The sequence below is a fragment of the Arthrobacter sp. 35/47 genome (assembly GCF_000520475.1).
Classification (GTDB): domain Bacteria; phylum Actinomycetota; class Actinomycetes; order Actinomycetales; family Micrococcaceae; genus Arthrobacter_D; species Arthrobacter_D subterraneus.
Genome location: NZ_KI914619.1, coordinates 75,734 through 98,659 on the forward strand (window position 1 = coordinate 75,734; position 22,926 = coordinate 98,659).

The window sequence follows — 22,926 nt, forward strand, 5'->3', positions numbered from 1 at the left end:
CCCGCCGCGTCGTCGAACCGGTACGGCTGGTGGACACCGGGCGCCGCTGGTATCTGGTGGCCTGGGACGTTGACAGACAGGACTGGCGCACCTTCCGTGTGGACCGCTGCCTCAGCGTACCCGCACCGCGCGAAAGGTTCTCCGGACGCCCGCTGCCGGCTGACGACCTCGCGGCCTACGTGCAGAGGTCCATCACCCGCTCCCCCTACAGGCACGACATCCTCGTGCGGGTCGCCGCACCCGTGGCCGACATCGCCCAGCTGGTCCCGCCGAACGTCGCAGAAATCGAGGACGACGACGGCGCTACCCTCATGCGCTTCGGCGCTGACTCCCTGGACTGGCCGCTGATGCACGTAGTGGCGCTGGGGTTCGACTTCGAGATCCTCGAGCCGCCGGGGCTCCGGGAACATGCCGTCGCGGCCGCCGGACGCCTGATGCGGGCCGCGGGTTCCGCGATTCCTGGCGCAGGACCGGCCGCAGGTGCCGCATCCGCCGGTCCGTCGTAGGCTGAACCAGCAAGGGAAGACAGGAGAAGCACGTGGCCGGACCAGCACAGACACAGACCACCGTTGCCGAGGTGATGGACGAGTTGTCCGCGCTCGAAGACCCGAGAATGCGCGAGGTCAATGCCAGGCACGGCGACGACCACGGCGTGAATCTCTCGCGGCTGCGCGCGCTCGCCAAGCGGCTGAAGACCCAGCAGGACCTGGCGCAGCAACTGTGGACAACCGGTGACACGGCAGCGAGGCTCCTGGCCATCCTGATCTGCCGCCCCGGGTCCTTCGGACGGGACGAGCTTGACACCATGCTTCGCTCAGCACGTGCACCCAAGATCCAGGACTGGCTCATCAACTACGTGGTACGGAAGAACCCGCACACCGAGGAACTGCGCGTCCTCTGGTCTGCAGATGCCGACCCGGTGGTCGCAGGCGCGGGCTGGGCACTGACGGCCGACCGCGTGGCAAAACACGCTGAGGGCCTGGACCTCGCCGGACTGCTGGACATCATCGAAGCAGAAATGAAGGACGCACCGGAGCGGCTGCAGTGGGCGATGAACACCTGCCTGGCCCAGATCGGTATTCACCACCCGGAACACCGTGAGCGCGCGCTCCGGATCGGCGAACGCCTTGGGGTGCTGAGGGACTACCCGACCTCCCCGGGCTGCACATCGCCCTTTGCCCCGGCATGGATCAATGAAATGGTGCGGCGGCAGGACGCCGGTTAGGACCGGTTGCCGCTCTCACAGCCGGTGATGGGCGCCGGCGAACACCGGTGAGCGGCTGCCCGCCGCCGCGCCGAGTAAACTTGGAATCAATCATGTCACTGACAATTTCCTACCCTGCCCAGCTCCCAGTCTCTGAACGCCGGGCGGACATCATGGCAGCTATCGCAGCCAACCAGGTCACCATCATCGCGGGCGAAACCGGCTCGGGGAAAACCACCCAGATCCCCAAAATGTGCCTGGAGCTCGGCCTTGGCCGGTCAGGGATGATCGGCCATACCCAGCCCCGCCGCCTGGCAGCCCGCACGGTCGCCGAGCGGATCGCCGAGGAACTGGACGTGAAGCTCGGCGAAGAGGTCGGATACCAGGTCCGGTTCACCGGGGAGGTGGGCCGGAGCACGCGCATCAAGCTCATGACGGACGGTATCCTGCTCGCCGAAATCCAGCATGACAAGCAGCTGTTGAAGTACAGCACCATCATCATCGATGAGGCACATGAGCGCAGCCTCAACATTGACTTCATCCTCGGGTACCTGAAGCGCATCCTCCCGAAGCGGCCGGACCTGAAACTGATCATCACCTCCGCCACCATTGACCCCGAGCGCTTCGCGAACCACTTCGCTGCCGATGAAGCCGCGCCGGTCAAGAAGCCCGCACCCATCATCGAGGTCTCGGGGCGGACCTACCCCGTCGAGATCCGCTACCGTCCGCTCAGCCAGCCTGCGGGCGACACCGAATCGGACAGCGACGATGAACTCGAGGAAGACCGGGACCCGCTGGATGCGGTGTGCGATGCCGTCGATGAACTGGCAGGCGAGCCACCCGGGGACATCCTGGTGTTCTTCTCCGGTGAACGCGAGATCCGCGACGCCGCCGATGCCCTCCGCGCACGCGTCCAGGTGAATCCGCGGCTTCGCGGTACCGAGATTCTCCCGCTCTTCGCCCGGCTGTCACTGCAGGAACAGCACCGGGTGTTCAGGCCGGGCGGGTCAGCACGGCGAATCGTCCTGGCGACAAACGTCGCTGAAACGTCGCTGACCGTCCCCGGAATCAAGTACGTCATTGACACGGGAACCGCCCGCATTTCCCGCTACTCGCACCGTACCAAGGTGCAGCGGCTGCCGATCGAACGGGTGTCGCAGGCATCAGCGAACCAGCGGTCGGGCCGTTGCGGCCGCGTGTCCAACGGCATCGCCATCCGCCTGTATTCCGAGGAGGATTACGAGTCCCGGCGCCCCTTCACGGATCCGGAGATACTGCGGACCAACCTCGCAGCTGTCATCCTGCAGATGACGGCGATGGGCGTGACCCGTGGTCCGAAGGACGTCGCCGCCTTCCCCTTTGTCGAACCGCCGGATTCGAAGGCAATCAACGACGGCGTCACCCTCCTCCGTGAGCTGGGTGCCCTCACCGCTGACGGCAGCATTTCCCCGGTGGGCCGGCAGCTTGCCCAGCTTCCGGTGGATCCGCGGCTCGGCCGCATGATTGTGGAAGCCGGTCGCCGTGGCTGCGCCAGGGAAGTGATGGTGCTAGCCGCGGCGCTCACCATCCAGGATCCTCGGGAACGTCCCCAGCCTGACCAGACGGCGAAGCTCCAGGCTGCCACCGAGAAGCACCGGAGGTTCACTGATGAAAAGTCCGACTTCACCGCCTACCTGAACCTCTGGCGGTATCTGCAGGAACAGCAGAAGGCTCTGTCTTCGACGCAGTTCCGCAAGCTGTGCCGGAATGAGTTCATCAATTACCTGCGTGTGCGCGAGTGGCAGGACCTCTTCACCCAGCTGCGCCAGCTGGCCAAACCCCTCAACATCACCCTTTCTCCGGGGGAGGTTGACCCGGTAGCGCAGCACGACGCCGTCCATATCAGCATGCTGTCCGGTCTGCTCAGCCACATCGGCCTGTATGACCAGCGCAAGCGCGAGTATGCCGGCGCGCGCGGAACCCGATTTGCCATCTTCCCCGGCAGCGCGCTCTTCAAGAAGAACCCGGATTGGGTGATGGCGGCCGAGCTCGTGGAAACCTCACGGCTGTGGGCACGGGTTGTCGCCACCTTCGATCCGCTGTGGGCAGAGGACGTTGCTCCGGACCTCGTGAAGCGCAGCTACAGCGAGCCGCATTGGTCCCGCAAGATGGGCTCCGTCATGGCCTATGAGAAGGTCACCCTCTACGGAGTGCCGATCGTGCCCCAGCGGCGAATCAACTACGGTCGCATTGACCGGGAACTGGCGCGTGAGCTCTTCATCCGGCACGCCCTCGTTGAGGGTGACTGGCGAACGCATCACAAATTCTTTTCGCGCAACAAGGCGCGGATCGCGGAGATCGAAGAGCTGGAAAACCGGATGCGCCGCCGCGACCTCATGGTCGACGACGAAACCCTGTTCGCGTTCTACGACGCGCGGGTGGGAGCCGAGGTTGTGTCCGAACGGCATTTCGACAAGTGGTGGAAGCAGGCCCGCCAGGAGAACCCCGAGCTGCTCGACTTCAATCCTGAAGAACTGCTCAGCCGGGATGCCGGTCTCGACGAGCAGGCCTTCCCGAAGACCTGGCATCAGCAGGGGTTCGAGCTGCCGCTCAGCTACGAGTTTTCTCCCAACGTTCCCGGGGCTTCGGACGGGGTGACGGTGCAGGTGCCGATCCTGTTCCTGAACCAGCTTGAACCGGCACCGTTCCAGTGGCAGATTCCCGGCCTGCGCATTGAACTGGTGACGGCGCTGATCAAGTCGCTGCCGAAGCAGGTCCGCAAGAACTTCATTCCGGCACCGGATGTCGCCCGGGCAGCCGTCGATTCCCTCCACGCGGACTTCGATCCTGCCCGCGACGAACTCGAACCCTCGCTGGAGCTGGCCCTGCGCCGGCTGAAAGGCTCCATCATCCCGCCGGGTTCCTGGAACCGGGACGCCCTCCCGCCTCACCTGCTGATGAGCTTCCAGGTTGTCGACGCGAACGGGCGCGTCCTGGACGAGGACAAGGATCTGTCTGCCCTGAAGGACCGGCTTGCCCCGCAGACGCGTCGCGCAATCGCCGAGTCCCTGGGCGCCACACCGGCTTCGATTCAGCGGACCGGCGTTGCGGCGCGGCGCAAGCAACAGTCTCTACCGCCGTCGTCGTCATCGGTTGAGCAGTCGTCGGTCCAGTCGTCGTCATCGGCACCGGAGAGTCCTGGCATCACGGAGATCAGCGGCGCAACCGCGTGGAACTTCGGCACGGTGCCGCAGGAAGTGTCCCGCATCGTCGGCGGCCACCGGGTGACCGGTTATCCCGCTCTGGTCGATGAGGGGAAGTCCGTCGGCCTCCGGGTCTTCCCGAACCCGGACGAGCAGTCCGCCGCGATGCGCGCCGGCGTCATCAGGCTGCTCGCCCTGCGGGTGCCGAGCCCGGCACGCTACGTCCTGGAGCATCTGAGCAACGCGGAAAAGCTGACCTTCACGCAGAACCCGCACGGCAGTGTCAGTGCATTGATCGAGGATTGTTCCATCGCGGCGATCGACAGGCTCACGCCGGAGGGTCTGCCGTGGACGGCCGGAGAGTTCGACGCCCTGTATGAGAACGTCCGCGCGGAACTCATCGACACCGTGTTCGCGGTGACGGCAATCGTCGAAAAGATCCTCGCCAGTGCGCGCAGGATCGAAAAGCAGCTCAGGGGAACCACCAGCCTGGCCCTCATTACGGCGCTGAATGACGTGAAGAGCCAGCTTGAGCAGCTCGTCTTTCCGGGATTTGTTGCCCGGACCGGTTACGCCCAGCTCGCCCACCTGCCGCGGTATCTCGCCGGCATCGAGAAACGGCTGGAAAAGCTGGCCGGCAACGTCCAGCGCGACGCAATCAACACCGCGACCGTCCAGCGTCTCGAAGACGAGTACGACGACGCCCTGGCCGCCGTTGCGCCCAACGGACGGACAGTGCCGCCGGCCCTGGCCCGTGTCCGCTGGATGCTGGAGGAACTGCGGATCAGCCTGTTCGCGCAGGAACTGGGAACGGCCTACTCAGTGTCGGAAAAACGCATCCGGGCCGCGCTCGGGGAAGCCCTCGCCGCCTGAGGACCGGCAAGTTTCGGGCAGCTCCGGCGGGGTGCGCACCTGGCAACCCGCCAGAGCTGCGCAACAGTTCAGTGGATCAGGTCAGTCGGGAACGTAGGCCGCGTGGCCGGCGTCCCGCAGCGCACGCCGGAGCCGGTCCGCATTCTCGTCGAGCTTTGCCGGATCGGGGTTGTGGTCCACCTTGTGCACGTCGAAATCGGCTGCGCTCTGTGTCGGCCAGATGTGGACGTGCACATGCGGAATTTCGTAGCCCTCCATCAGCACTCCGATGCGCCGGGCGCTGAACTCCTTCTCCTGCACCCGGGCGATTCTCTGCGCCACGGCCATGACCTTGCCGAGGAGATCCGGATCCAGGTCCACCCAGTGGGCCACCTCGCGGCGCGGTACCACCATGACGTGACCGTCGGTGATGGGGGCGATGGTCAGGAACGCCGTGACGTCGTCGTCCTTCCAGACAAAGCGGCCGGGAATCTCCCCCTCGATGATCTTCGTGAACAGTGTGCTCATGAATCCTCCTTCAGTGATCCGGCGTCGAGGACAAACCGGTACAACACATCACCGGCAACCATGCGGTCGTAGGCCGTGTTGAGCTGGTCGGCGGTCACCAGTTCAATGTCGGATACGACACCGTGCTCAGCACAAAAATCGAGCATCTGCTGCGTTTCCGCGATGCCGCCGATGAGGGATCCGGCGTAGGTGCGCCGCTTCCGGACCAGCAGCGCGGGGTCCACTGCAGGCATCGGATCGGCGGGCAACCCGAGCTGGAACAGGGCTCCGTCCAGCCGCAGGGTACGGAGCAGTTCGTTGAGGTCATGCGGGGCCGCCACCGTATCGAGGACCACGTCCAGTGTGTTCGCAGCATCGGCCATGGCGTCCGCATCCCGCGAGACCACCACGTGGTCGGCTCCCAGCTCCCGCGCAGCGTCCACCTTGCCGGGGGACGTGGTGAACACTGTCACTTCAGCACCCATCGCCCTGGCGATCTTCACGGCCACATGCCCCAGACCGCCCAGTCCAACGACGCCGACAGCATCACCCTTCTCCACACCAAAATGGTTCAGCGGGGAGAAGGTGGTGATCCCGGCACAGAGCAGGGGCGCGGCGGCGGCCGGATCCAGGCCCGCCGGTATCCGAAGGACGTACCCCTCATTGACCACAATGGACGTCGAGTAACCGCCCTGGGTGATCTCGCCGTCGCGCCTGCGGTCAGGCGTGCCGTAGGTGGCGGTCATCCCGCGTTCGCAGTACTGCTCCAGACCGTCAGCGCAGCTCTCACACTCACGGCAGGAGTCCACCATGCAACCGACCCCCACCCGGTCCCCGACCGCAAAGGAGGTGACGGACTCCCCTACCCGGGTGACCCGCCCGACAATCTCATGGCCGGGCACCAACGGGTAGCGGGCAGCCCCCCACTCACTCCTGGCCGCGTGCACATCCGAGTGGCACAATCCGCAGAATTCGACGGCGATTTCGACGTCGTCGTGTTCCGGCTCCCGGCGTTCAACGGTGGTGCGTCCCAGTCCGCTGGACGGCGAAGTCGCCGCGTAGGCATAGGCAGTGGTCATACCGGCTACTCTCTCACAGCGAGGGTTTTCCGGACGATCAGCTGAGCGCTGTCAGGGGCCCGTCGCCACCGGCAGGTCCGCGCGTTGGGACCACTGGGACCAGGACCCCGGGTAGAGCGCAGCCCGGAATCCGGCCAGCTCAAGCGCGGCGATCTCGTGGGCAGCTGTGATACCGGACCCGCAGTACACCGCGACGTCAGCCGTTTCGGTGATTCCGAGGGCGGCGAACCGCCGTCGCAGCTCGGCTGCGGGCAGGAAGGTTTTCTGCGCCGTCAGGTTACCGGCGGTGGGCGAGTTCAACGCACCGGGAATGTGTCCCGCCTTCGGATCAACGGGCTCACTCTCCCCACTGAAACGCTCCGGTGCCCGGGCATCCAGCAGGACACCGCTTCTGGCGAGGGCAAGGACGTCCTCGGTCCGCACCACGGGCATATGCCCGAAGTCCAGGGTTACGTCGCCCAGGCAGTGCTGCTCCTCACCGCGCTCCGTCCCGTAACCCGCCGCCAGCCATGCCGCCAGTCCGCCGTCGAGCAGGTGGACACTGGTCAGGCCGGCGTTGCGGAGCAGCCACCATAGCCGCGCCGCCGCAAGATTACCGGTGTCGTCATAGGCGACCACCACGTCGCCGTCGTTGATGCCCCACTGACGGGCCGCTTCCTCCAGCGCCGCCGGCTCGGGCAGCGGATGCCGCCCCCCGGCAGCGGAGGGGGGCGAACACAGTTGCGTCTCGAGGTCAACGTAGACGGCGCCGGGAATGTGAGCTGATCGGTACTGTTCGTGACCGTGGGGGTTACCCAGCGCCCAGCGAACATCCAGCAGGACGGTCTGCCGCCCGGAGGTCATCCGGTTCCGCAGTGCCTGCACGTCCATCAGAGTCTCCATGAAGATCTCCTTGTGAAAGTGTGACCGGTGGCACACCGGTCAGGGTGTGAGCCAAGTTCACCACAGCTTTGTTCCACCCTCCAACCCGGCCCGGCACGCGGTATTGCGGTCCTCTGGCCCTGCAGGCCGACAAGGGGTACAACAGGGTCATGACAGCTTCCCTGGTGCTCGGTCCGATGCTCCGGTACGTTGACGAAACCTCAGCTGCCCTATGGGTGGAAACCAGCGAGGCCTGCACCGTGGAACTGCGCGCGGGACCGGACGCGTGGACCGCTTCCACCTTCGGCGCCCACGGTCATCACTACGCCCTGGTGGAGGCCGCCGGCCTTCCGCCGGGCACCACCCTGGAGTACACCGTAACCATCGACGGCGAGCGCTGCTGGCCGGAGCCGGACTCGCCCTTTCCTGCCCCGTCCATCCGGACGCTGCACCCCGAACGGCGCCTGAGGCTCGCGTTCGGTTCCTGCCGGACCAGCGTTCCCCACGACACCATGGGCAACGCCACCCACGGCGTCGATGCCCTGCGCGCCTATGCGATGCACCGGGCACACACCGACGACGACGACGCCCGCCCGGACCTCGTCGCGTTCCTGGGCGATCAGGTCTATGCGGATTCCACGAGCAAGGAGATGAAGGAGTTCATCTCCTCCCGCCGGTCGCTGCATGAACCGCCGGGTGAGGAGCTGAAGGACTACGAGGAGTACGCCCACCTCTATAAGCTCGCCTGGTCCGACCCCGCGAACCGCTGGCTGCTGTCCACCCTTCCCAGCGCGATGATCTTTGATGACCACGACATCCGCGACGACTGGAACGCCTCGCTGTCCTGGCGGAAAAAGATGCACGGCACCACGTGGTGGCACGGCCGGATTGTCGCCGGGCTGGCCTCCTACTGGGTGTACCAGCATCTCGGCAATCTCTCCTCCGCGGCCCGCACCGAGGACCCGCTGTGGCAGAAGATCGCCTCGCACCACGGGCCGGAGGAACTGGACCTCACCGCTGACCTTGACTCCTTCGCCGAGCGCGCGGACGCCGATCCCCTCAGCTACCGCTGGAGCTACTGCCGGGACATCGGTGACGCAAGGATCATCACCGTGGATTCGAGGGCAGCCCGGGTCCTTGAACCCGCGCGGCGGTCTCTCCTGGACGAGACTGAACTCACCTGGCTGGATGAGCATTTCCGCGGCGGGGTACGGCACCTGCTGATTGCGACTTCCCTGCCCTTCCTGCTCCCCCGGGGTCTTCACCATATTGAGTCGTGGGACGAGGCGCTTGCGGAAGGCGCCTGGGGCAGGCTGGGGTCGAGGATGGGCGAAGTGCTGCGGCAGGGCCTGGACCTTGAGCACTGGGGCGCGTTCCAGCGCAGCTTCAGGGCCGTTGCGGCGCTCGCCTGCGAGGTGGCGGACGGAAAACGCGGACCGGCACCTCAGACCGTCACCTTCCTCTCCGGCGATGTCCACTTCTCCTACATCGCCGAAGTCAACCGGTCCTCCGGCAGCCGGATCCTCCAGGCGGTCTGCTCACCCATCCGGAACCCCCTGCCGCGTGCCCTGAGGTTCGCGACGGTGGTGATGTCCTACGGCGTCGCCAGCCCGCTGGGGGCGCTGGTGGCCCGCTCCGCCAGGGTTCCGAAGCCGCCGTTCTCCTGGACGAGCATCAAGGGGCCGTGGTTCGACAACAACCTCGCGCTGCTTGAGGACACCGACAGCGGGCTGCAGCTGCGGTGGGCAACCGGCGTGGTCAATGGCAACCCCGACTCGCCCGAGCTCCAGGAGGTGGCGCGCCATACCATTGCGCCCCGGAGAGCCGGTGCGCCCCGCAAGGAGCCGGTCTAGAGGGACACGCTCTCCCCGGGCGCCAGATGGCGGAAATCTGTCCCGTAGTGCTTCCCCAGCCGCGAAAGGTGGCCCTCCACCATGGCCAGGCCCGTCTCATTCAGCAGCGCGTCATGGATCTGGTGAGCCCGCGGTGCCCGCACGGCGGTGACGAAATCAATCACCTCGGCGGTCTTGGACCAGGGTGCATGGACGGGCACCAGAAGCGTTTGCACCTGAACACCGTGCGGAACGATGAACGAATCCCCCGGATGGTAGAGGGTTCCTTCGATCAGGTACCCGATGTTCTTCACCAGCGGGATGTGCGGATGGATGAGGGCGTGCTGGCCGCCGAAAGTTTGCACAGCAAATCCTGCGATGGTGTAGCTGCGCTCAGGTTCGACGGAGTGCACCCGGACCGCTGCGCCGTCGTCCAGTTCCTCCCTCAGTTGTGCAGCGACACCCTCCGGGGCATGAACCGCCAGTTCCGGGGCCGCCCGCAGCGCCGCTGCGATCCGGTCCTTGTCGAAGTGGTCCGCATGCTCATGGGTGATGAGGATGGCGGCCGCTCCGGAAACCGCCTCCTCAACCTCGGAAAAATTCCCCGGGTCCAGGACCAGGGCGGTTCCGTCCTTCTCCAGACGGACACAGGCATGGGTGAACTTGGTCAACAACATGCGCCCACACTATCGCCGTGCTGCGTCCCTGTCTGCGGCACACCGCCGGAGATTGGCGGGGGTGCCGGTGCTACCCTTGACGCGAGGTTCAACCCGGAACACCACCGGACTATCGAGAGCGAGGTGACCAGCCAGGCATGTCAGCTGGAGCAGGGCAGCCCACCCGCAAGGGGTCGGAGCAGCGTGTTACACGGCAACGCCGGGCGGTCAGTGCCACGCTTGATGAGCTGGACGACTTCGTGAGCACGCAGGAGCTGTACCGCACCATGCACGAGCGCGGCGAGTCTGTCTCACTGGCCACCGCGTACCGCATCCTGCAGTCAATGGCCGATGACGGCCTTGTCGATGTGCTGCGGAACGGCGAGGGCGAGGCGGTCTACCGCCGGTGCGCCGTCGAACACCACCATCACCACCTGCTCTGCCGCAAGTGCGGACGGGCTGTGGAGATCGAGGCGCCGGCAGTCGAGCAGTGGGCGGCCCGCATCGCCCAGGAACACGGGTACACCGAGGTGGCCCATACCGTGGAAATCTACGGGCTGTGCCCGGAGTGCAGCGCGCCTGAGGCTTAGATCGGTTGCACCGCGCGTGCTTCGGACCTGGTGGACCGCGTGGAACGGTGCCAGCTGATGATCCTGCACACCAGGTAGATCACAAAGGAAATGGTTGTCACGTAGGGGCTGATGGGGATCCGGCCGCCCAGTGCCAGGAGGATACCGCCCACCACCGACGTGCAGGCGAACGCCACGCTGAGCAGGACCACCAGCCGCGGCGACGAAGTGACCTTGAGCGCAGCAGCAGCAGGCGTGATGAGCAGCGCAAGCACCAGGAGCGCACCGACCACCTGGATGGACAGCGCCACCGATACGCCCAGCAGGAACATGAAGACCAGCGACAGCCCGCGCACCGGGACACCGCGCGCCTCCGCCAGCTCCGGGTCCACGCTGGCAAAGGTCAGCGGACGCCAGATGGCGCCGAGGGCGGCCATGACGACGACGGCGCAGCCCGCCAGGAGCGTCAGCTGCACCTGGTCAACGGAGACAATCTGCCCGGTCAGCAGTCCGAACTTGTTGGCTGCCCTGCCCTCATAGAGCGCCAGGAACAGAATCCCGAGCCCCAGCCCGAACGGCATGATGACACCGATGATCGAATTGCGGTCACGGGCCCGGATGCCCATCAAGCCCAGCAGGAGCGCGGCGATCACGGAGCCGACCAGCGAACCGAACACCACGTTCGCCCCGATGAGCAGCGCAAACGCCGCACCGGCGAAGGACAGCTCGGCGATGCCATGCACCGCAAAGGCGAGATCCCGCATCATCACGAAGGTACCGATCAGGCCGCCCAGCAGCCCCAGCACCGCGCCGGCCCAGATGGAGTTCTGCACCAGCGGCAGCAGCTCGCTGTAGTTGTCGAACGTGAAGATCGCCCGGAGCATTTCGTCGAGGGTCATGGCTGCGCCGCCTCTGCATGATGATGGTGCGTGGTGGCGTCCGGCAGCCCCACCACAACAATGCGGCCGTTGTTGTGGATGACGTCCACCCGGCTGTTATAGAGCTCGGACAGAACGTCGCTGGTCATCACGTCCTGCGGCCGACCCACCCGGAACTGCCCGCCGGCCAGGTACAGGACGCGGTCAACGTAGTCGATGATCGGGTTGATTTCATGGGTCACGAAGACCACGGCGGTGTTGTGGTCACGGCACTGGTCATTGATCAGCCGGCTCACCGCCTGCTGGTGGTGCAGGTCCAGCGAAAGCAGCGGCTCATCGCACAGCAGCACCTGCGGGTCCGTGGCGAGGGCCTGCGCCGCACGGAGCCGCTGCTGCTCGCCGCCGGACAGCCGCCCCACCGGCGCATCCGCGTACGACGACGCGCCCACCTTCTCCAGGAGGGCATCGACCGTCCGGCGGTAGGCTGCTCCGCCGCCGCGGAACCCCCAGCGGTGCCCGTCCACGCCCAGGCCCACGAGGTCGCGTGCGCGCAGCGGCGTTTCTGCGGCGAAGGACTTCTGCTGCGGGATGTAGCCGAACGCGCGGCTGCCGCGGTGCAGTGCATGACCGTTGACGGTGGCCCGTCCCGAATCCAGTTCCTGCAGGCCGAGAAGCACCCTGAGCAGGCTCGTCTTGCCCGAGCCGTTAGGGCCGAGGACGGCCAGGAATTCTCCCGGCCGGATGTCCAGGTCAAGATCGTGCCAGAGCGTCCGGCGCCCAAACGAGAGGGAGGCAGAGCGAAGGCTCACCACAGGGCGAGCGGCAGCACCGCCGTCGTTGGCCACGCGGTCTCCTAGCTGAAGGGATGGGAGTGTCATGGCCAATTCTGTCAGGACTTCAGGGCTTCGGCGATGTTGTCGACGTTGGTGCTCATCCAGGACAGGTAGTCCGCACCCTCGGGAAGCGTTTCGGTGAAGTTGACGACGGGCACCGAGGCGGACTCCGCTGAACTGCGTACAGCCTGGGTCTGTGGACCCTCGGTCTGTTCGTTATACGCGAGGAACGCGACCGAGCCGTTCTTCACCAGCTCCTGCATCTCGTTCAGGGCGGCCACCGGAACGTCTGCGCCTTCCTCAATTGCCTCGGTGTAGTCGGCGGGGGTGACGTCCTCCAGGCCGGCGGTTTCCAGCAGGTACGCGGGCACAGGTTCGGTGGCGGCGACGGCCTTGCCTTCGGCCTCCGGTGCAAGCGCCGCCGCCCGCTCCTCGATCGCGGCCAGTTCCTCTGCGAAGCCGGCGGCGTTCGCCTCATAGGTGTCCGCGTTGTCGGGGTCGAGCGCTCCGAGTTTGTCCCCTACGGCGCCGGCGAGCTCCGCCATGGCCGCCAGGTTGTACCAGACGTGTTCGTTGAAGGAACCGTGCGCGTGTTCGTCCTCGGCGTGAGGTTCCTCCTCCGCGTGGGGTTCCTCCCCCGCGTGAGTGTCCTCCGCGTGAGTCTCCTCCTCCGCGTGAGTCTCCCCGGCGTGGGCTTCCTCCTCCGCGTGAGTCTCCTCGCCGTGAGGTTCCTCCTCCGGGGCCAGTCCTGAGATGTCGACTGCACTGAGTACGTACTCGTGATCCATCTCGACGGAATCGGCAAGGGTATGGAGGAACGGGTCATAGCCGCCCCCGTTCTCCACCAGGAGGTCCGCCTTGGAGACTGCAAGCTTGTCCTGCACCGTCGCCTCGTAGGAGTGCGGATCCTGGCTCAGGCTGTCGACAATCGCCGTCACCTCGACATGTTCCCCACCGACTGCCTCGACGATGTCCCCATAGACGTTGGTGGACGTCACCACCTGCAGCGCGCCTGATGCTGCGTCCTGTTCCGAACTGCCGCCCTCGGGGCCGCAGCCAGCCACCAGCAGTGGAAGAAGTGCCGAAGCGGCGAGTACCGTCGTCGTTCGCGCGGAAATGCTGCGCATGAATGTTCCCTCGATCTGTGTACGCAAGTGGTGTGGTGCCCTGTGGACTTGTCCAACTCTAACCTAAACGCGAATCATTCGCATTTTTGCGCCTTGCAGCGGGACCAGCCCGAGCACAGATCAGGGCCCTCCGCCGACCGGCGAAGGACCCTGAATTTCCGGCCCGGCGGGCTAGCGCGTCTCGAACCTGCCGAGCTCCGCGTCGCGCTGGAGCGACTCCCCGGTGCGCCGGTGCCCCTGGTTCTGGGTGGCATCCCGGATTTCGCCGATCAGCTGCTCGATGACGTCCTCGAGGAACAGGACACCGCGCGCCTGCCCGTCGCTGGTCATCACGCGGGCCAGGTGGGACCCGGTGCGCTGCATGATGGCAAGCGCGTCCTCGATCTCATCATCGACACTCAGATTGGCCAGAGCCCTGACCTTGTTCTCCGTGATGGGCCGCAGGTACCCCTCGACCGGCATCGACATGACGTCCTTGAGGTGCATGTAACCGGTGAGGTTGTCCTGCTCATCCACGAGTACGAAGCGGGAGAAACCGGTCCGTCCGACCGTCTTTTCGAACTCCTCGGGAGTGGAGTCGGTACGGAGCGTGACCAGTTCCTCCAGCGGCACCATGATGGTCCCCGCCGTCTGCCCCGAGAATTCGAGCGCGCTGCTGATCAGCCCGGCGTCGTCGTCCACCAGCCCGTGCCGCGTGGACTCCTGGACGATCGACTGCACCTCCTCCAGGGTGAAGGAAGACGTCACCTCGTCCTTCGGCTCGATCCGCATGGCCCTCAGAATGTGGTTGGCAGTCCAGTTCAGGCTGGAAATGACGGGATGCACCAGCTTGGCCACCATTACCAGCGGAGGCGCGAGGAACAGGGCAGCCTTGTCCGCCACGGATACCGAAATGTTCTTCGGCACCATTTCGCCGAAGGTCACGTGGAGGAAGGTGACCAGCGCAAGCGCAATACCGAACGCGATGCCGTCTGCCAGGCCTCCAGGGAGGCCGGCCGCTTCAAGCGGTACGACCATCAGGTGGTGAATGGCGGGCTCGGCCACCTGCAGGATGAGCAGGGAACATACCGTGATGCCCAACTGTGCGCAGGCCAGCATGAGGGACACGTGTTCCATGGCCCAGAGGGTGGTACGTGCACGTTTCATGCCCTGGTCCGCAAGCGGCTCGATCTGGCTGCGGCGCGCGCTCATGATCGCGAACTCGGCGCCCACAAAGAACGCGTTGCCGATCAGCAGGATGACCAGCCACAGGATTCCTGCCCAGTCGCTCATCGGGGACCGCCCGCGGCGGAGGAAGCTGCATCGGACTGTCCTGCTTCCGCAGGCTCCAGGGGCAGGAAGCTGACGCGGTCGATCCGGCGTCCGTCCATGCGTTCCACCTCAAGGATCCCGCCGGGGACGTCCACCCGGTCGCCTGTTTCGGCGATCCTGCCCAGAACGGACATGATGTAGCCGCCCACTGTCTCGTAGCCCGGTTCGTCCGGCACAACCAGGTTGGGGATCTGTTCACTGACCTCGTCCGGGCGCATGATGCCCGGGAAGAACCAGTTGCCTGCAGCGCTCTGCAGGACGCCGGGCTTGAGCTTGTCGTGTTCATCAGCCACCTCGCCCACAATCTCCTCGACGAGGTCCTCGAGTGTGACCACGCCGGCAGTTCCGCCGTACTCATCGAGCACCACAGCGAGCTGCAGGTTGGCCTCCTTCAGTTCGCTGAGCAGCGAGTCGAGGTGCACCGTCTCGGGGATCCGCAGGACCTCCGTCATGATGGTCCCGGCCGGAAGCTCCGCACGCCTGGAACGCGGCACTGCAACGGCCTTCTTCACGTGCACCACTCCACGGATGTCATCGGGCGAGTCCCCGAGGAGGGGAAAGCGTGAGTAGCCAGTCTGCCGCGCGAGATCGACGACGTCGGCCACCGTCTGGTCGGATTCGATCGTTGCCATCCTGATTCGCGGCGTCATGACGTCTGCCGCCGTGCGCTCGGAGAAACTGAACGTCCTCGCAAGGAAGTTTGCGGTCCCCTGATCAAGGGTTCCCAGCTCCGCGGACCGCCGCACCAGGGAGGACAGCTCGGAGGGAGTCCTGGCACCCGAGATTTCCTCTTTGGCTTCCAGCCCGAACAGATGCAGCACTCGGTTGGAGAAGCCGTTGAGAAGGACGATCGCCGGCTTGAAGATTGCGGTGAAGATGAGCTGCGGACGGGCCAGGGTCCTGCCGACTTTGAAGGGGAGGGCGATGGCCATGTTCTTGGGCACCAGCTCCCCGATCAGCATGGAGAGAAGGGTGGCCAGCGTCATCGCAAGAATCAGGGAGACCGATGCCCGCAGTGTGTCCGGCACGCCCAGTGCCCCCAGCGGCGTCTCAAGCAGCCGCCCCACGGAAGGCTCCATGACATAACCGGTCAGCAGCGTTGTCAGGGTGATGCCGAGCTGGCAGCTGGAGAGCTGCGTGGACAGGGACTTGAGACAGCGCAGCAGCGGTTCGGCGCGCTTGTCTCCCTCGTCCACCGCACGCTGGACATACGTCTGGTCGAGTGCAACGAGGGAAAACTCGACAGCAACAAAGAACCCGGTGCCGAGAATCAGCAGCAGGCCGGCAATCAGGTAGAGCCACTCCATTACCGGACCACCGCCGTGGGTGCGCAGGAATTACCCCGCGCGGCGGGTTTCGGAGGTTCCGCAGGTTGAGACGGCTCGTCCGGCTGGGAAGGCTCCGTCGACGCGGAGCTTCCCAAGGCGCTGTCTCCCGAGGCGTCACCGTCGGCGCGCTGATCCGGCATGGATGAGCTGCCGGAAGCGTCGCAACGCGCGGAAGTCAGTGGGTGATGGGCATGTGAACGGGGATTGCCGGCACTGGATGGCTGCGCTGCACATCGGATCGATGCTGCCTGTCGCTGCGTGCGCACCATGGGCCGGCCCCTAGAGGAACTGTCCATAAGGTCTCCAGTTTACAGCACGGGCGCCGTCCACGGCGCGGACCGATGCCGTGGGCATCCTCTGCCGCCGGGAGGTCCGCTGCCTCCAGGATCGCTCGCGCGCTGGACTCCGTGGCACCGGACTCCGCACCCCGGACTCCGGACACCGTGGAACCGGAACGGCACCGCAGGTCTGCTACCAGCTCTGCTGGAGAGGACGGCCTTCCTCGTAGCCGGCCGCGGACTGCACCCCGACAATTGCGCGTTCGCGGAATTCGGCGAGCGAGCGTGCACCCGCATAGGTCATCGAACTGCGCACACCGGCCGTGATCATGTCCAGCAGGTCCTCGACACCCGGGCGGGCAGGGTCCAGGTACATCGTGGACGTTGAGATGCCTTCCTCGAACAGTCCCTTGCGTGCGCGGGCGAACACGTCATCACGCTGCGTCCGGTTCTGGACTGCGCGCGCCGATGCCATGCCGAAGCTCTCCTTGTACAGGCGCCCCTGCCCATCGGTCTGGAGGTCCCCGGGGCTTTCGTAGGTACCCGCGAACCAGGACCCGATCATCACCTGGCTTGCTCCGGCCGCGAGCGCAAGGGCAACATCCCGTGGGTATCGGACGCCGCCGTCGGCCCAGACATGTGCACCTAGCTCCGCCGCCGCCTGGGCGCACTCGTGGACTGCAGAAAACTGCGGACGGCCCACTGCGGTCATCATTCGCGTGGTGCACATGGCACCGGGTCCCACGCCGACCTTGATGATCGAGGCGCCCGCCTCAACCAGGTCCCGTACCCCGTCGGCGCTGACAACGTTCCCGGCGACCACAGGAACGGACGGATCAAGGGCCGTGACGGCCTTGAGCGCGTCAAGCATTTTGCGCTGGTGCCCGTGGGCCGTGTCCACCACGAGGACGTCCACCCCGGCCTCAAGCAGCCCGGCCGCCTTGGCTGCTACGTCGCCATTGATACCGACGGCGGCAGCAACCCGCAACCGACCCCTGCCGTCAGTGGCCGGCTGGTAGATGGTGGAGCGCAGCGCGCCCTTGCGGGTGATGACGCCGGCGAGCTCTCCATTCCGGGACACTGCTGCAAGCGAGGCACCCGCGGCATCGAGCTCCTCGAAGGCCTGCTGAAGCGCGGCATCGCGGTCCGCCGAGAATCGCTCCGCGTCCAGGGTAAGAGGCCGGGTTCGCATGACGGACTCGAGGGAGGCGAACCGGTCGACACCCTCGCAGTCTTCCGCCCGGACCACACCCACGCAGCGGTTGGCATCGTCGACCACCATCACGGCACCGTGCGCGCGCTTGTTGATCAGGTGCAGCGCATCAATCACGGTATTCCCGGGCTGAAGCTTCAGCGGCGTCTCAAAGATCAGGTCGCGCTGCTTGACCCACTGCGTCACCTCGCTGATGACGTGCACGGGAATGTCCTGCGGCAGTACGGCCAGTCCGCCCCGCCGCGCCACGGTCTCCACCATGCGGCGTCCGGTGACGGCAGTCATGTTGGCGACCACCAGCGGGATCGTTGTGCCGGTGCCGTCGTCGCTGGCGAGGTCGACGTCGAATCGGGAGATCACCTCGGATGCTGACGGCACGAGGAAAACGTCAGAGTAGGTGAGGTCGGTTGAGGGCGTGTTGATCAAACGCACGGGTGCTCCTGCAGTCGGTTACACATGGGAGTCTATGTCGAATCGACGCCCTGCCCGGGCACGCGTGGAGTGATCGGTTGTGCTACGCCGGGCACTGTGCCGAGATTGGCTTGTTGCCTGAAACTGTCATTAGACTGATGGGCAGGTCAACAGGGTCAGGCGAGCGCTGATGTGAACCTTTTTGGGCCAAGGGCAACTCATGGAAGAGGGCGTATAACAAGTGCCACAACAACCCAACCACCGTCTACCGGAAGAATTCGGCGGGAATGAATGGCTTGTGGATGAGCTCTACGAGCAATTCCGCCAGGACAGGAATTCGGTAGACAAGAAGTGGTGGAGCCTTTTCGAATCCTTTGAAGCAGAGAGCAGCGGCTCGGACAACGGGCGGCACGCTGCTTCAAGGCCTGCCGGCTCCGGGGACCCGAATCCCCCCACCCGGGAGCTGCCCGTCGTCTCGGCGGAGCAGAATGCTCCCAAGGCGTCCGGGGAATCACCCGCTGCAACGCAGGAGTCCGGCAAGCCGCCGGTCGCCAAGGAAGAGCCCGGGCAAGACCGTGAGAAAGCTGCGGCGTCGAAGCCGGCGGCGGCCAAGGCCGAGCCCAAGCCGGAGCAGAAAACCGAAAAGGCTCCCATCCCGGCCCAGCTCCCGAAGTCGGATCTGAACCCGGAAATGGATGAAGACACCGTCACCGTCCTGCGCGGACCTGCCAAGGCCATCGCCACCAACATGGACGCGAGCCTCACGGTTCCGACGGCCACCAGTGTCCGGGCCATCCCGGCCAAGCTCCTGATCGACAACCGTGTGGTCATCAACAACCACCTGGAGCGGGCCCGTGGCGGCAAGGTTTCCTTCACCCACATCATCGGCTACGCGATCATCCGGGCACTCGCCCAGTTCCCTTCGCAGAACGTCTACTACGACGTCGTGGACGGCAAGCCCGCGGCGGTCCAGCCTGCCCATGTGAACTTCGGACTGGCGATCGACATGCCGCGGCCCGACGGTTCACGCCTGCTGGTGGTCCCCAACATCAAGAAGGCGGAAACGCTCAACTTCTCGGAGTTCTGGAACGCCTACGAGGACCTCGTCAAGCGTGCGCGTGCAGGCAAGCTCGGGGCGGACGACTACGCCGGCACCACCGTCTCGCTTACCAACCCCGGCGGCATCGGCACGGTCCACTCGGTTCCGAGGCTCTCCAAGGGCCAGGCCTGCATCATCGGCGCGGGCGCACTGGAGTACCCGGCCGCTTTCCAGGGCGCAAGCGAGAAGACGCTTGCCCAGCACGCAATCAGCAAGACCATCACCCTGACCTCCACGTATGACCACCGGGTCATCCAGGGCGCCGGAAGCGGCGAGTTCCTCAGGATTGTGCATCAGCTCCTGCTGGGCGAGCAGAACTTCTATGACGAGATCTTCGAGGCCCTGCGCATCCCGTATGAGCCGGTCCGGTGGAGCGCTGACATCCAGGTTGATCCCATGGATGAGATCAACAAGGTTGCCCGCATCCAGCAGCTGATCCACGCCTACCGCGTCCGCGGCCACCTCATGGCGGATACCAACCCGCTCGAGTACGTCCAGCGCAAGCACGCGGACCTCGACGTCCGTACCCATGGCCTGACGCTGTGGGACCTTGACCGCGAGTGGCCGACCGGCGGATTCGGCGGGAAGCCCACCCTGAAGTTCCGCACCATCCTCGGTGTATTGCGGGACGCCTACTGCAGGACCACCGGCATCGAGTACATGCATATCCAGGACCCTGAGGAACGCCAGTGGTTCCAGGATGAGCTGGAGCACGCCTACTCGAAGCCGAGCCGTGAGGAGCAGTTCCGCATCCTGCACCGGCTCAATGCCGCTGAAGCGTTCGAGACCTTCCTGCAAACCAAGTTTGTGGGCCAGAAGCGGTTCTCGCTGGAAGGCGGCGAATCCCTGATTCCGCTGCTCGACTCGATCCTGTCCGACTCCGCCGACGACGGCCTGGACGAGGTCGCGATCGGCATGGCCCACCGCGGCCGCCTCAACGTCCTCACCAACATTGCCGGCAAGACCTACGCCCAGGTCTTCCGCGAGTTCGAGGGCACCCAGGATCCGCGTTCGGTGCAGGGCTCCGGTGACGTGAAGTACCACCTCGGTACCGAAGGCACCTACACCTCGGACAGCGGCAATGAAACCAAGGTGTACCTCGCGGCAAACCCCTCGCACCTTGAGGCCGTGGACTCCGTCCTTGAGGGAATCGTCCGGGCCAAGCAGGACCGCCTGGACCAGGGAGACACCTTCCCGGTCCTGCCGATCCTCGTCCACGGTGACGCCGCCTTCGCGGGTCAGGGCGTGGTCGCGGAAACCCTGAACCTCTCACAGCTGCGCGGATACCGCACAGGTGGAACCATCCACATCATCGTGAACAACCAGGTGGGCTTCACCACGTCGCCCACTGCGTCGCGGTCATCGGTGTACTCGACGGACGTCGCCAAGATGGTCCAGGCCCCTATCTTCCATGTGAACGGCGACGACCCGGAAGCCGTGGTCCGGGTGGCCCAGCTGGCGTACCAGTTCCGCCAGCGGTTCAACAAGGACGTCGTCATCGACATGGTGTGCTACCGCCGGCGCGGTCACAACGAGGGCGACGACCCGTCGATGACGCAACCCATGATGTACAACCTCATCGAGGCCAAGCGTTCGGTGCGCAAGCTCTACACCGAGGCCTTGATCGGTCGCGGTGACATCAGTCAGGAGGAGGCCGAGCAGGCGCTGCGGGACTACCAGGAACGGCTGGAGCGCGTCTTCGCGGAGACGCATGCAGCGCAGACCTCCCCTATCCCGGTGGTCACCAAGGACGCTGCGGCTGTCTCCGACATCGAGCGACCCATCGCACAGCGCACCGACAACGGTGTGGGAGTTCCGGCGAGCACGGCTATCACCGCCGAGACCCTCGCCCACATCGGCAAGGCGCACCTGGCGTTCCCCGAGGGCTTCACGGTTCACCCGAAGCTCAAGGCCCTGCTCGAGAAGCGCGAGCAGATGTCCCGGGAAGGCGGCATCGACTGGGGCTTCGGCGAAATCGCAGCATTCGGTTCGCTTCTGATGGAAGGCGTGCCCGTACGTCTTGCCGGCCAGGACTCCCGTCGCGGTACTTTCGTGCAGCGTCACGCAGTGTTCCATGACCGCGCAAACGGCACCGAGTGGGTTCCGCTGGGAGAGCTCAGCGAGGGCCAGGCCAAGTTCTGGATCTACGATTCGCTGCTCTCGGAATACGCGGCCATGGGATTCGAGTACGGCTACTCGGTGGAACGCCCGGACGCCCTGGTGCTCTGGGAGGCCCAGTTCGGTGACTTCGTCAATGGCGCACAGACCATCATTGACGAGTTCATTTCCTCCGCGGAGCAGAAGTGGGGCCAGCGGTCCTCGCTGGTGCTCATGCTCCCGCACGGCTATGAAGGTCAGGGACCGGACCACTCGTCCGCCCGCATCGAACGCTTCCTGCAGATGTGCGCGGAAGACAACATGGTGGTGGCCAATCCCACCACCGCGGCGTCGCACTTCCACCTGCTGCGCAGGCAGGCCTACAGCCGGCCGCGGAAGCCGCTGGTCATCTTCACTCCGAAGCAGCTGCTGCGTCTGAAGGCGGCCGCGAGCAGTGTCGAGGACTTCACGCAGGGCAGCTTCAGGCCCGTCATCGAAGACACGGCCGGGCTCAACCCGGCGGATGTCACCCGTGTCCTGCTGGTTTCCGGACGGCTTTACTACGATCTGGCAGCGGCGCGCCAGAAGGCCAACGACACCTCGACCGCGATTCTGCGAGTCGAGCAGCTGGCTCCGCTACCGGTCGAGGAGATCAGGGCCGCGATCGGTGCGTACCCGGACGCGGAGATCGTCTGGGCACAGGATGAACCGGCAAACCAGGGACCGTGGCCATTCATCGGCCTGAACCTGCCGGAACACCTCGATCGCCCGCTCCGGCTGGCTTCCCGGCCTGCATCGGCCTCCACGGCCACCGGGTCGGCGAAGCACCACGCGGTGGAGCAGGAAATCCTGATCAAGAAGGCTTTCGACCGGAAGTAACTTACCTGTGGCCCGAACGTACAATGGGCAGGGTCGTTGGGACCCTGCCCATTGGCGTTCCCCGCACGGACTGGTCGGCGCCTCTGTTGGTGCCTGACCGAAACCCAGCCCGACAAGTAACCAGAGGTGTGATCAGTGGAACATCGCAGGATAAGGCTCGCCGCAGTGGGAGACGAGCTTCTCGCAGGACTCGGTGACCCGCGTGCACTCGGTTGGCTCGGGAGGGTCCTGGCGCGTACCACACCGGACAACGCCACCCTTGAGGCCTACAGCCTGGCTGCTCCCGGTGAAGGCACCGAGGCGTTGGCCGGGCGCTGGGTCGAGGAAGCCGGGCGGCGCTTTTCGGAGACCACCGAGAACCGCCTGCTCATCGGATTGTCGGACCGGGACCTCGATCTTGAGATCTCGACTGCACGCAGCCGGCTCAATCTCGCGAACATCCTCGACGGTGCAGCACAGATGAGCATCAAGGTCCTGGTAGTGGGACCGCCTCCCGGTCTGGACGCGGAACGCAACCGCCGGCTCGCCGACCTCTCGGCGGCCTTCGCGGACGTAACCACACGCCGCAAGCACGTCTACGTGGATACCTTCACTCCCCTGCATGCCCACGAACAGTGGCGTTCGGATCTCGCCGCCAACGGAGGAAGCCCGGGCCAGGCAGGCTACGGCCTCATGGCGTGGCTCGTACTGCACCGGGGATGGTTCCACTGGTTGGATATCCCCGCACCCG

The 22,926-nt window shown here is 65.5% G+C and carries 17 protein-coding genes; 7 read left to right on the top strand and 10 right to left on the bottom strand.

The window, feature by feature from the left end; genetic code table 11:
- From X803_RS20635 to hrpA, 3 genes are all read left to right on the top strand, one after another.
- A partial coding sequence (locus X803_RS20635; RefSeq protein ID WP_156930103.1) for a helix-turn-helix transcriptional regulator occupies nucleotides 1–506 on the top strand: 506 nt, incomplete at its 5' end.
- Nucleotides 507–580: 74 nt separating this feature from the next.
- Entirely contained in the window at nucleotides 581–1,225 is a 645-nt protein-coding gene (locus X803_RS0115860) for a DNA alkylation repair protein (RefSeq protein WP_173400925.1), read from the top strand.
- Between the two features lie 92 nt (nucleotides 1,226–1,317).
- Nucleotides 1,318–5,259, top strand: coding sequence for an ATP-dependent RNA helicase HrpA (gene hrpA, locus X803_RS0115865; protein WP_026545894.1), 3,942 nt, complete (start codon nucleotides 1,318–1,320; stop codon nucleotides 5,257–5,259).
- Nucleotides 5,260–5,340: 81 nt separating this feature from the next.
- Here the strand turns inward: hrpA and X803_RS0115870 are convergent, their stop codons facing one another.
- From X803_RS0115870 to X803_RS0115880, 3 genes are read right to left on the bottom strand one after another with little or no spacing between them, the layout of a single operon-like run.
- Entirely contained in the window at nucleotides 5,341–5,766 is a 426-nt protein-coding gene (locus X803_RS0115870; RefSeq protein ID WP_026545895.1) for an HIT family protein, read from the bottom strand.
- The gene (locus X803_RS20640) at nucleotides 5,763–6,824 is read right to left on the bottom strand and encodes an NAD(P)-dependent alcohol dehydrogenase (protein WP_035779439.1); all 1,062 of its coding nucleotides are present in this window, start codon (nucleotides 6,822–6,824) and stop codon (nucleotides 5,763–5,765) included. The genes X803_RS0115870 and X803_RS20640 overlap by 4 nt, the downstream gene beginning before the upstream one ends.
- A gap of 51 nt (nucleotides 6,825–6,875) precedes the next feature.
- Entirely contained in the window at nucleotides 6,876–7,706 is an 831-nt protein-coding gene (locus X803_RS0115880) for a sulfurtransferase (RefSeq protein WP_026545896.1), read from the bottom strand.
- Between the two features lie 149 nt (nucleotides 7,707–7,855).
- Here X803_RS0115880 and X803_RS0115885 point away from each other — a divergent pair, with 149 nt between their 5' ends.
- A complete protein-coding gene (locus X803_RS0115885; RefSeq protein ID WP_035779440.1) occupies nucleotides 7,856–9,538 on the top strand; it encodes an alkaline phosphatase D family protein in 1,683 nt (560 codons plus the stop codon).
- Here X803_RS0115885 and X803_RS0115890 read toward each other — a convergent pair.
- Nucleotides 9,535–10,194 carry an MBL fold metallo-hydrolase gene (locus tag X803_RS0115890; protein WP_026545898.1) on the bottom strand — a complete coding sequence of 220 codons (660 nt, stop codon included), beginning with the start codon at nucleotides 10,192–10,194 and terminating at the stop codon, nucleotides 9,535–9,537. The genes X803_RS0115885 and X803_RS0115890 overlap by 4 nt on opposite strands.
- A gap of 137 nt (nucleotides 10,195–10,331) precedes the next feature.
- Between X803_RS0115890 and X803_RS0115895 the strand changes: the two genes are divergently transcribed.
- Entirely contained in the window at nucleotides 10,332–10,763 is a 432-nt protein-coding gene (locus tag X803_RS0115895; protein ID WP_026545899.1) for a Fur family transcriptional regulator, read from the top strand.
- On the opposite strand, the gene X803_RS0115900 is transcribed toward X803_RS0115895, so the two are convergent.
- From X803_RS0115900 to X803_RS0115925, 6 genes are all read right to left on the bottom strand, one after another.
- A complete protein-coding gene (locus tag X803_RS0115900) occupies nucleotides 10,760–11,641 on the bottom strand; it encodes a metal ABC transporter permease (RefSeq protein ID WP_026545900.1) in 882 nt (293 codons plus the stop codon). The genes X803_RS0115895 and X803_RS0115900 overlap by 4 nt on opposite strands.
- Nucleotides 11,638–12,429, bottom strand: a complete 792-nt coding sequence (locus X803_RS0115905; RefSeq protein ID WP_026545901.1) for a metal ABC transporter ATP-binding protein — start codon at nucleotides 12,427–12,429, stop codon at nucleotides 11,638–11,640. Before X803_RS0115905 ends, X803_RS0115900 begins: the two co-directional genes overlap by 4 nt.
- An 80-nt stretch (nucleotides 12,430–12,509) precedes the next feature.
- Complete coding sequence (locus X803_RS0115910; RefSeq protein WP_026545902.1) at nucleotides 12,510–13,580, bottom strand: metal ABC transporter solute-binding protein, Zn/Mn family; 1,071 nt, start codon at nucleotides 13,578–13,580, stop codon at nucleotides 12,510–12,512.
- 171 nt (nucleotides 13,581–13,751) lie between these two features.
- Nucleotides 13,752–14,852: a hemolysin family protein gene (locus X803_RS0115915; RefSeq protein ID WP_026545903.1), complete on the bottom strand. Its 1,101-nt coding sequence runs from the start codon at nucleotides 14,850–14,852 to the stop codon at nucleotides 13,752–13,754.
- On the bottom strand, nucleotides 14,849–16,198 hold the full coding sequence (locus X803_RS0115920; protein WP_026545904.1) for a hemolysin family protein: 1,350 nt from the start codon (nucleotides 16,196–16,198) through the stop codon (nucleotides 14,849–14,851). The genes X803_RS0115915 and X803_RS0115920 overlap by 4 nt, the downstream gene beginning before the upstream one ends.
- A 492-nt stretch (nucleotides 16,199–16,690) precedes the next feature.
- Nucleotides 16,691–18,142, bottom strand: a complete 1,452-nt coding sequence (locus X803_RS0115925) for a GMP reductase (protein WP_026545905.1) — start codon at nucleotides 18,140–18,142, stop codon at nucleotides 16,691–16,693.
- A gap of 220 nt (nucleotides 18,143–18,362) precedes the next feature.
- Here X803_RS0115925 and X803_RS0115930 point away from each other — a divergent pair, with 220 nt between their 5' ends.
- Both X803_RS0115930 and X803_RS20645 read left to right on the top strand, forming a co-directional pair.
- Nucleotides 18,363–22,196 (top strand): multifunctional oxoglutarate decarboxylase/oxoglutarate dehydrogenase thiamine pyrophosphate-binding subunit/dihydrolipoyllysine-residue succinyltransferase subunit, encoded by a 3,834-nt coding sequence (locus X803_RS0115930; RefSeq protein WP_026545906.1) that lies wholly within the window; start codon nucleotides 18,363–18,365, stop codon nucleotides 22,194–22,196.
- A gap of 135 nt (nucleotides 22,197–22,331) precedes the next feature.
- Nucleotides 22,332–22,926, top strand: a 595-nt coding sequence (locus X803_RS20645; protein ID WP_035779441.1) for a GDSL-type esterase/lipase family protein, incomplete at its 3' end; no start/stop codon positions are given.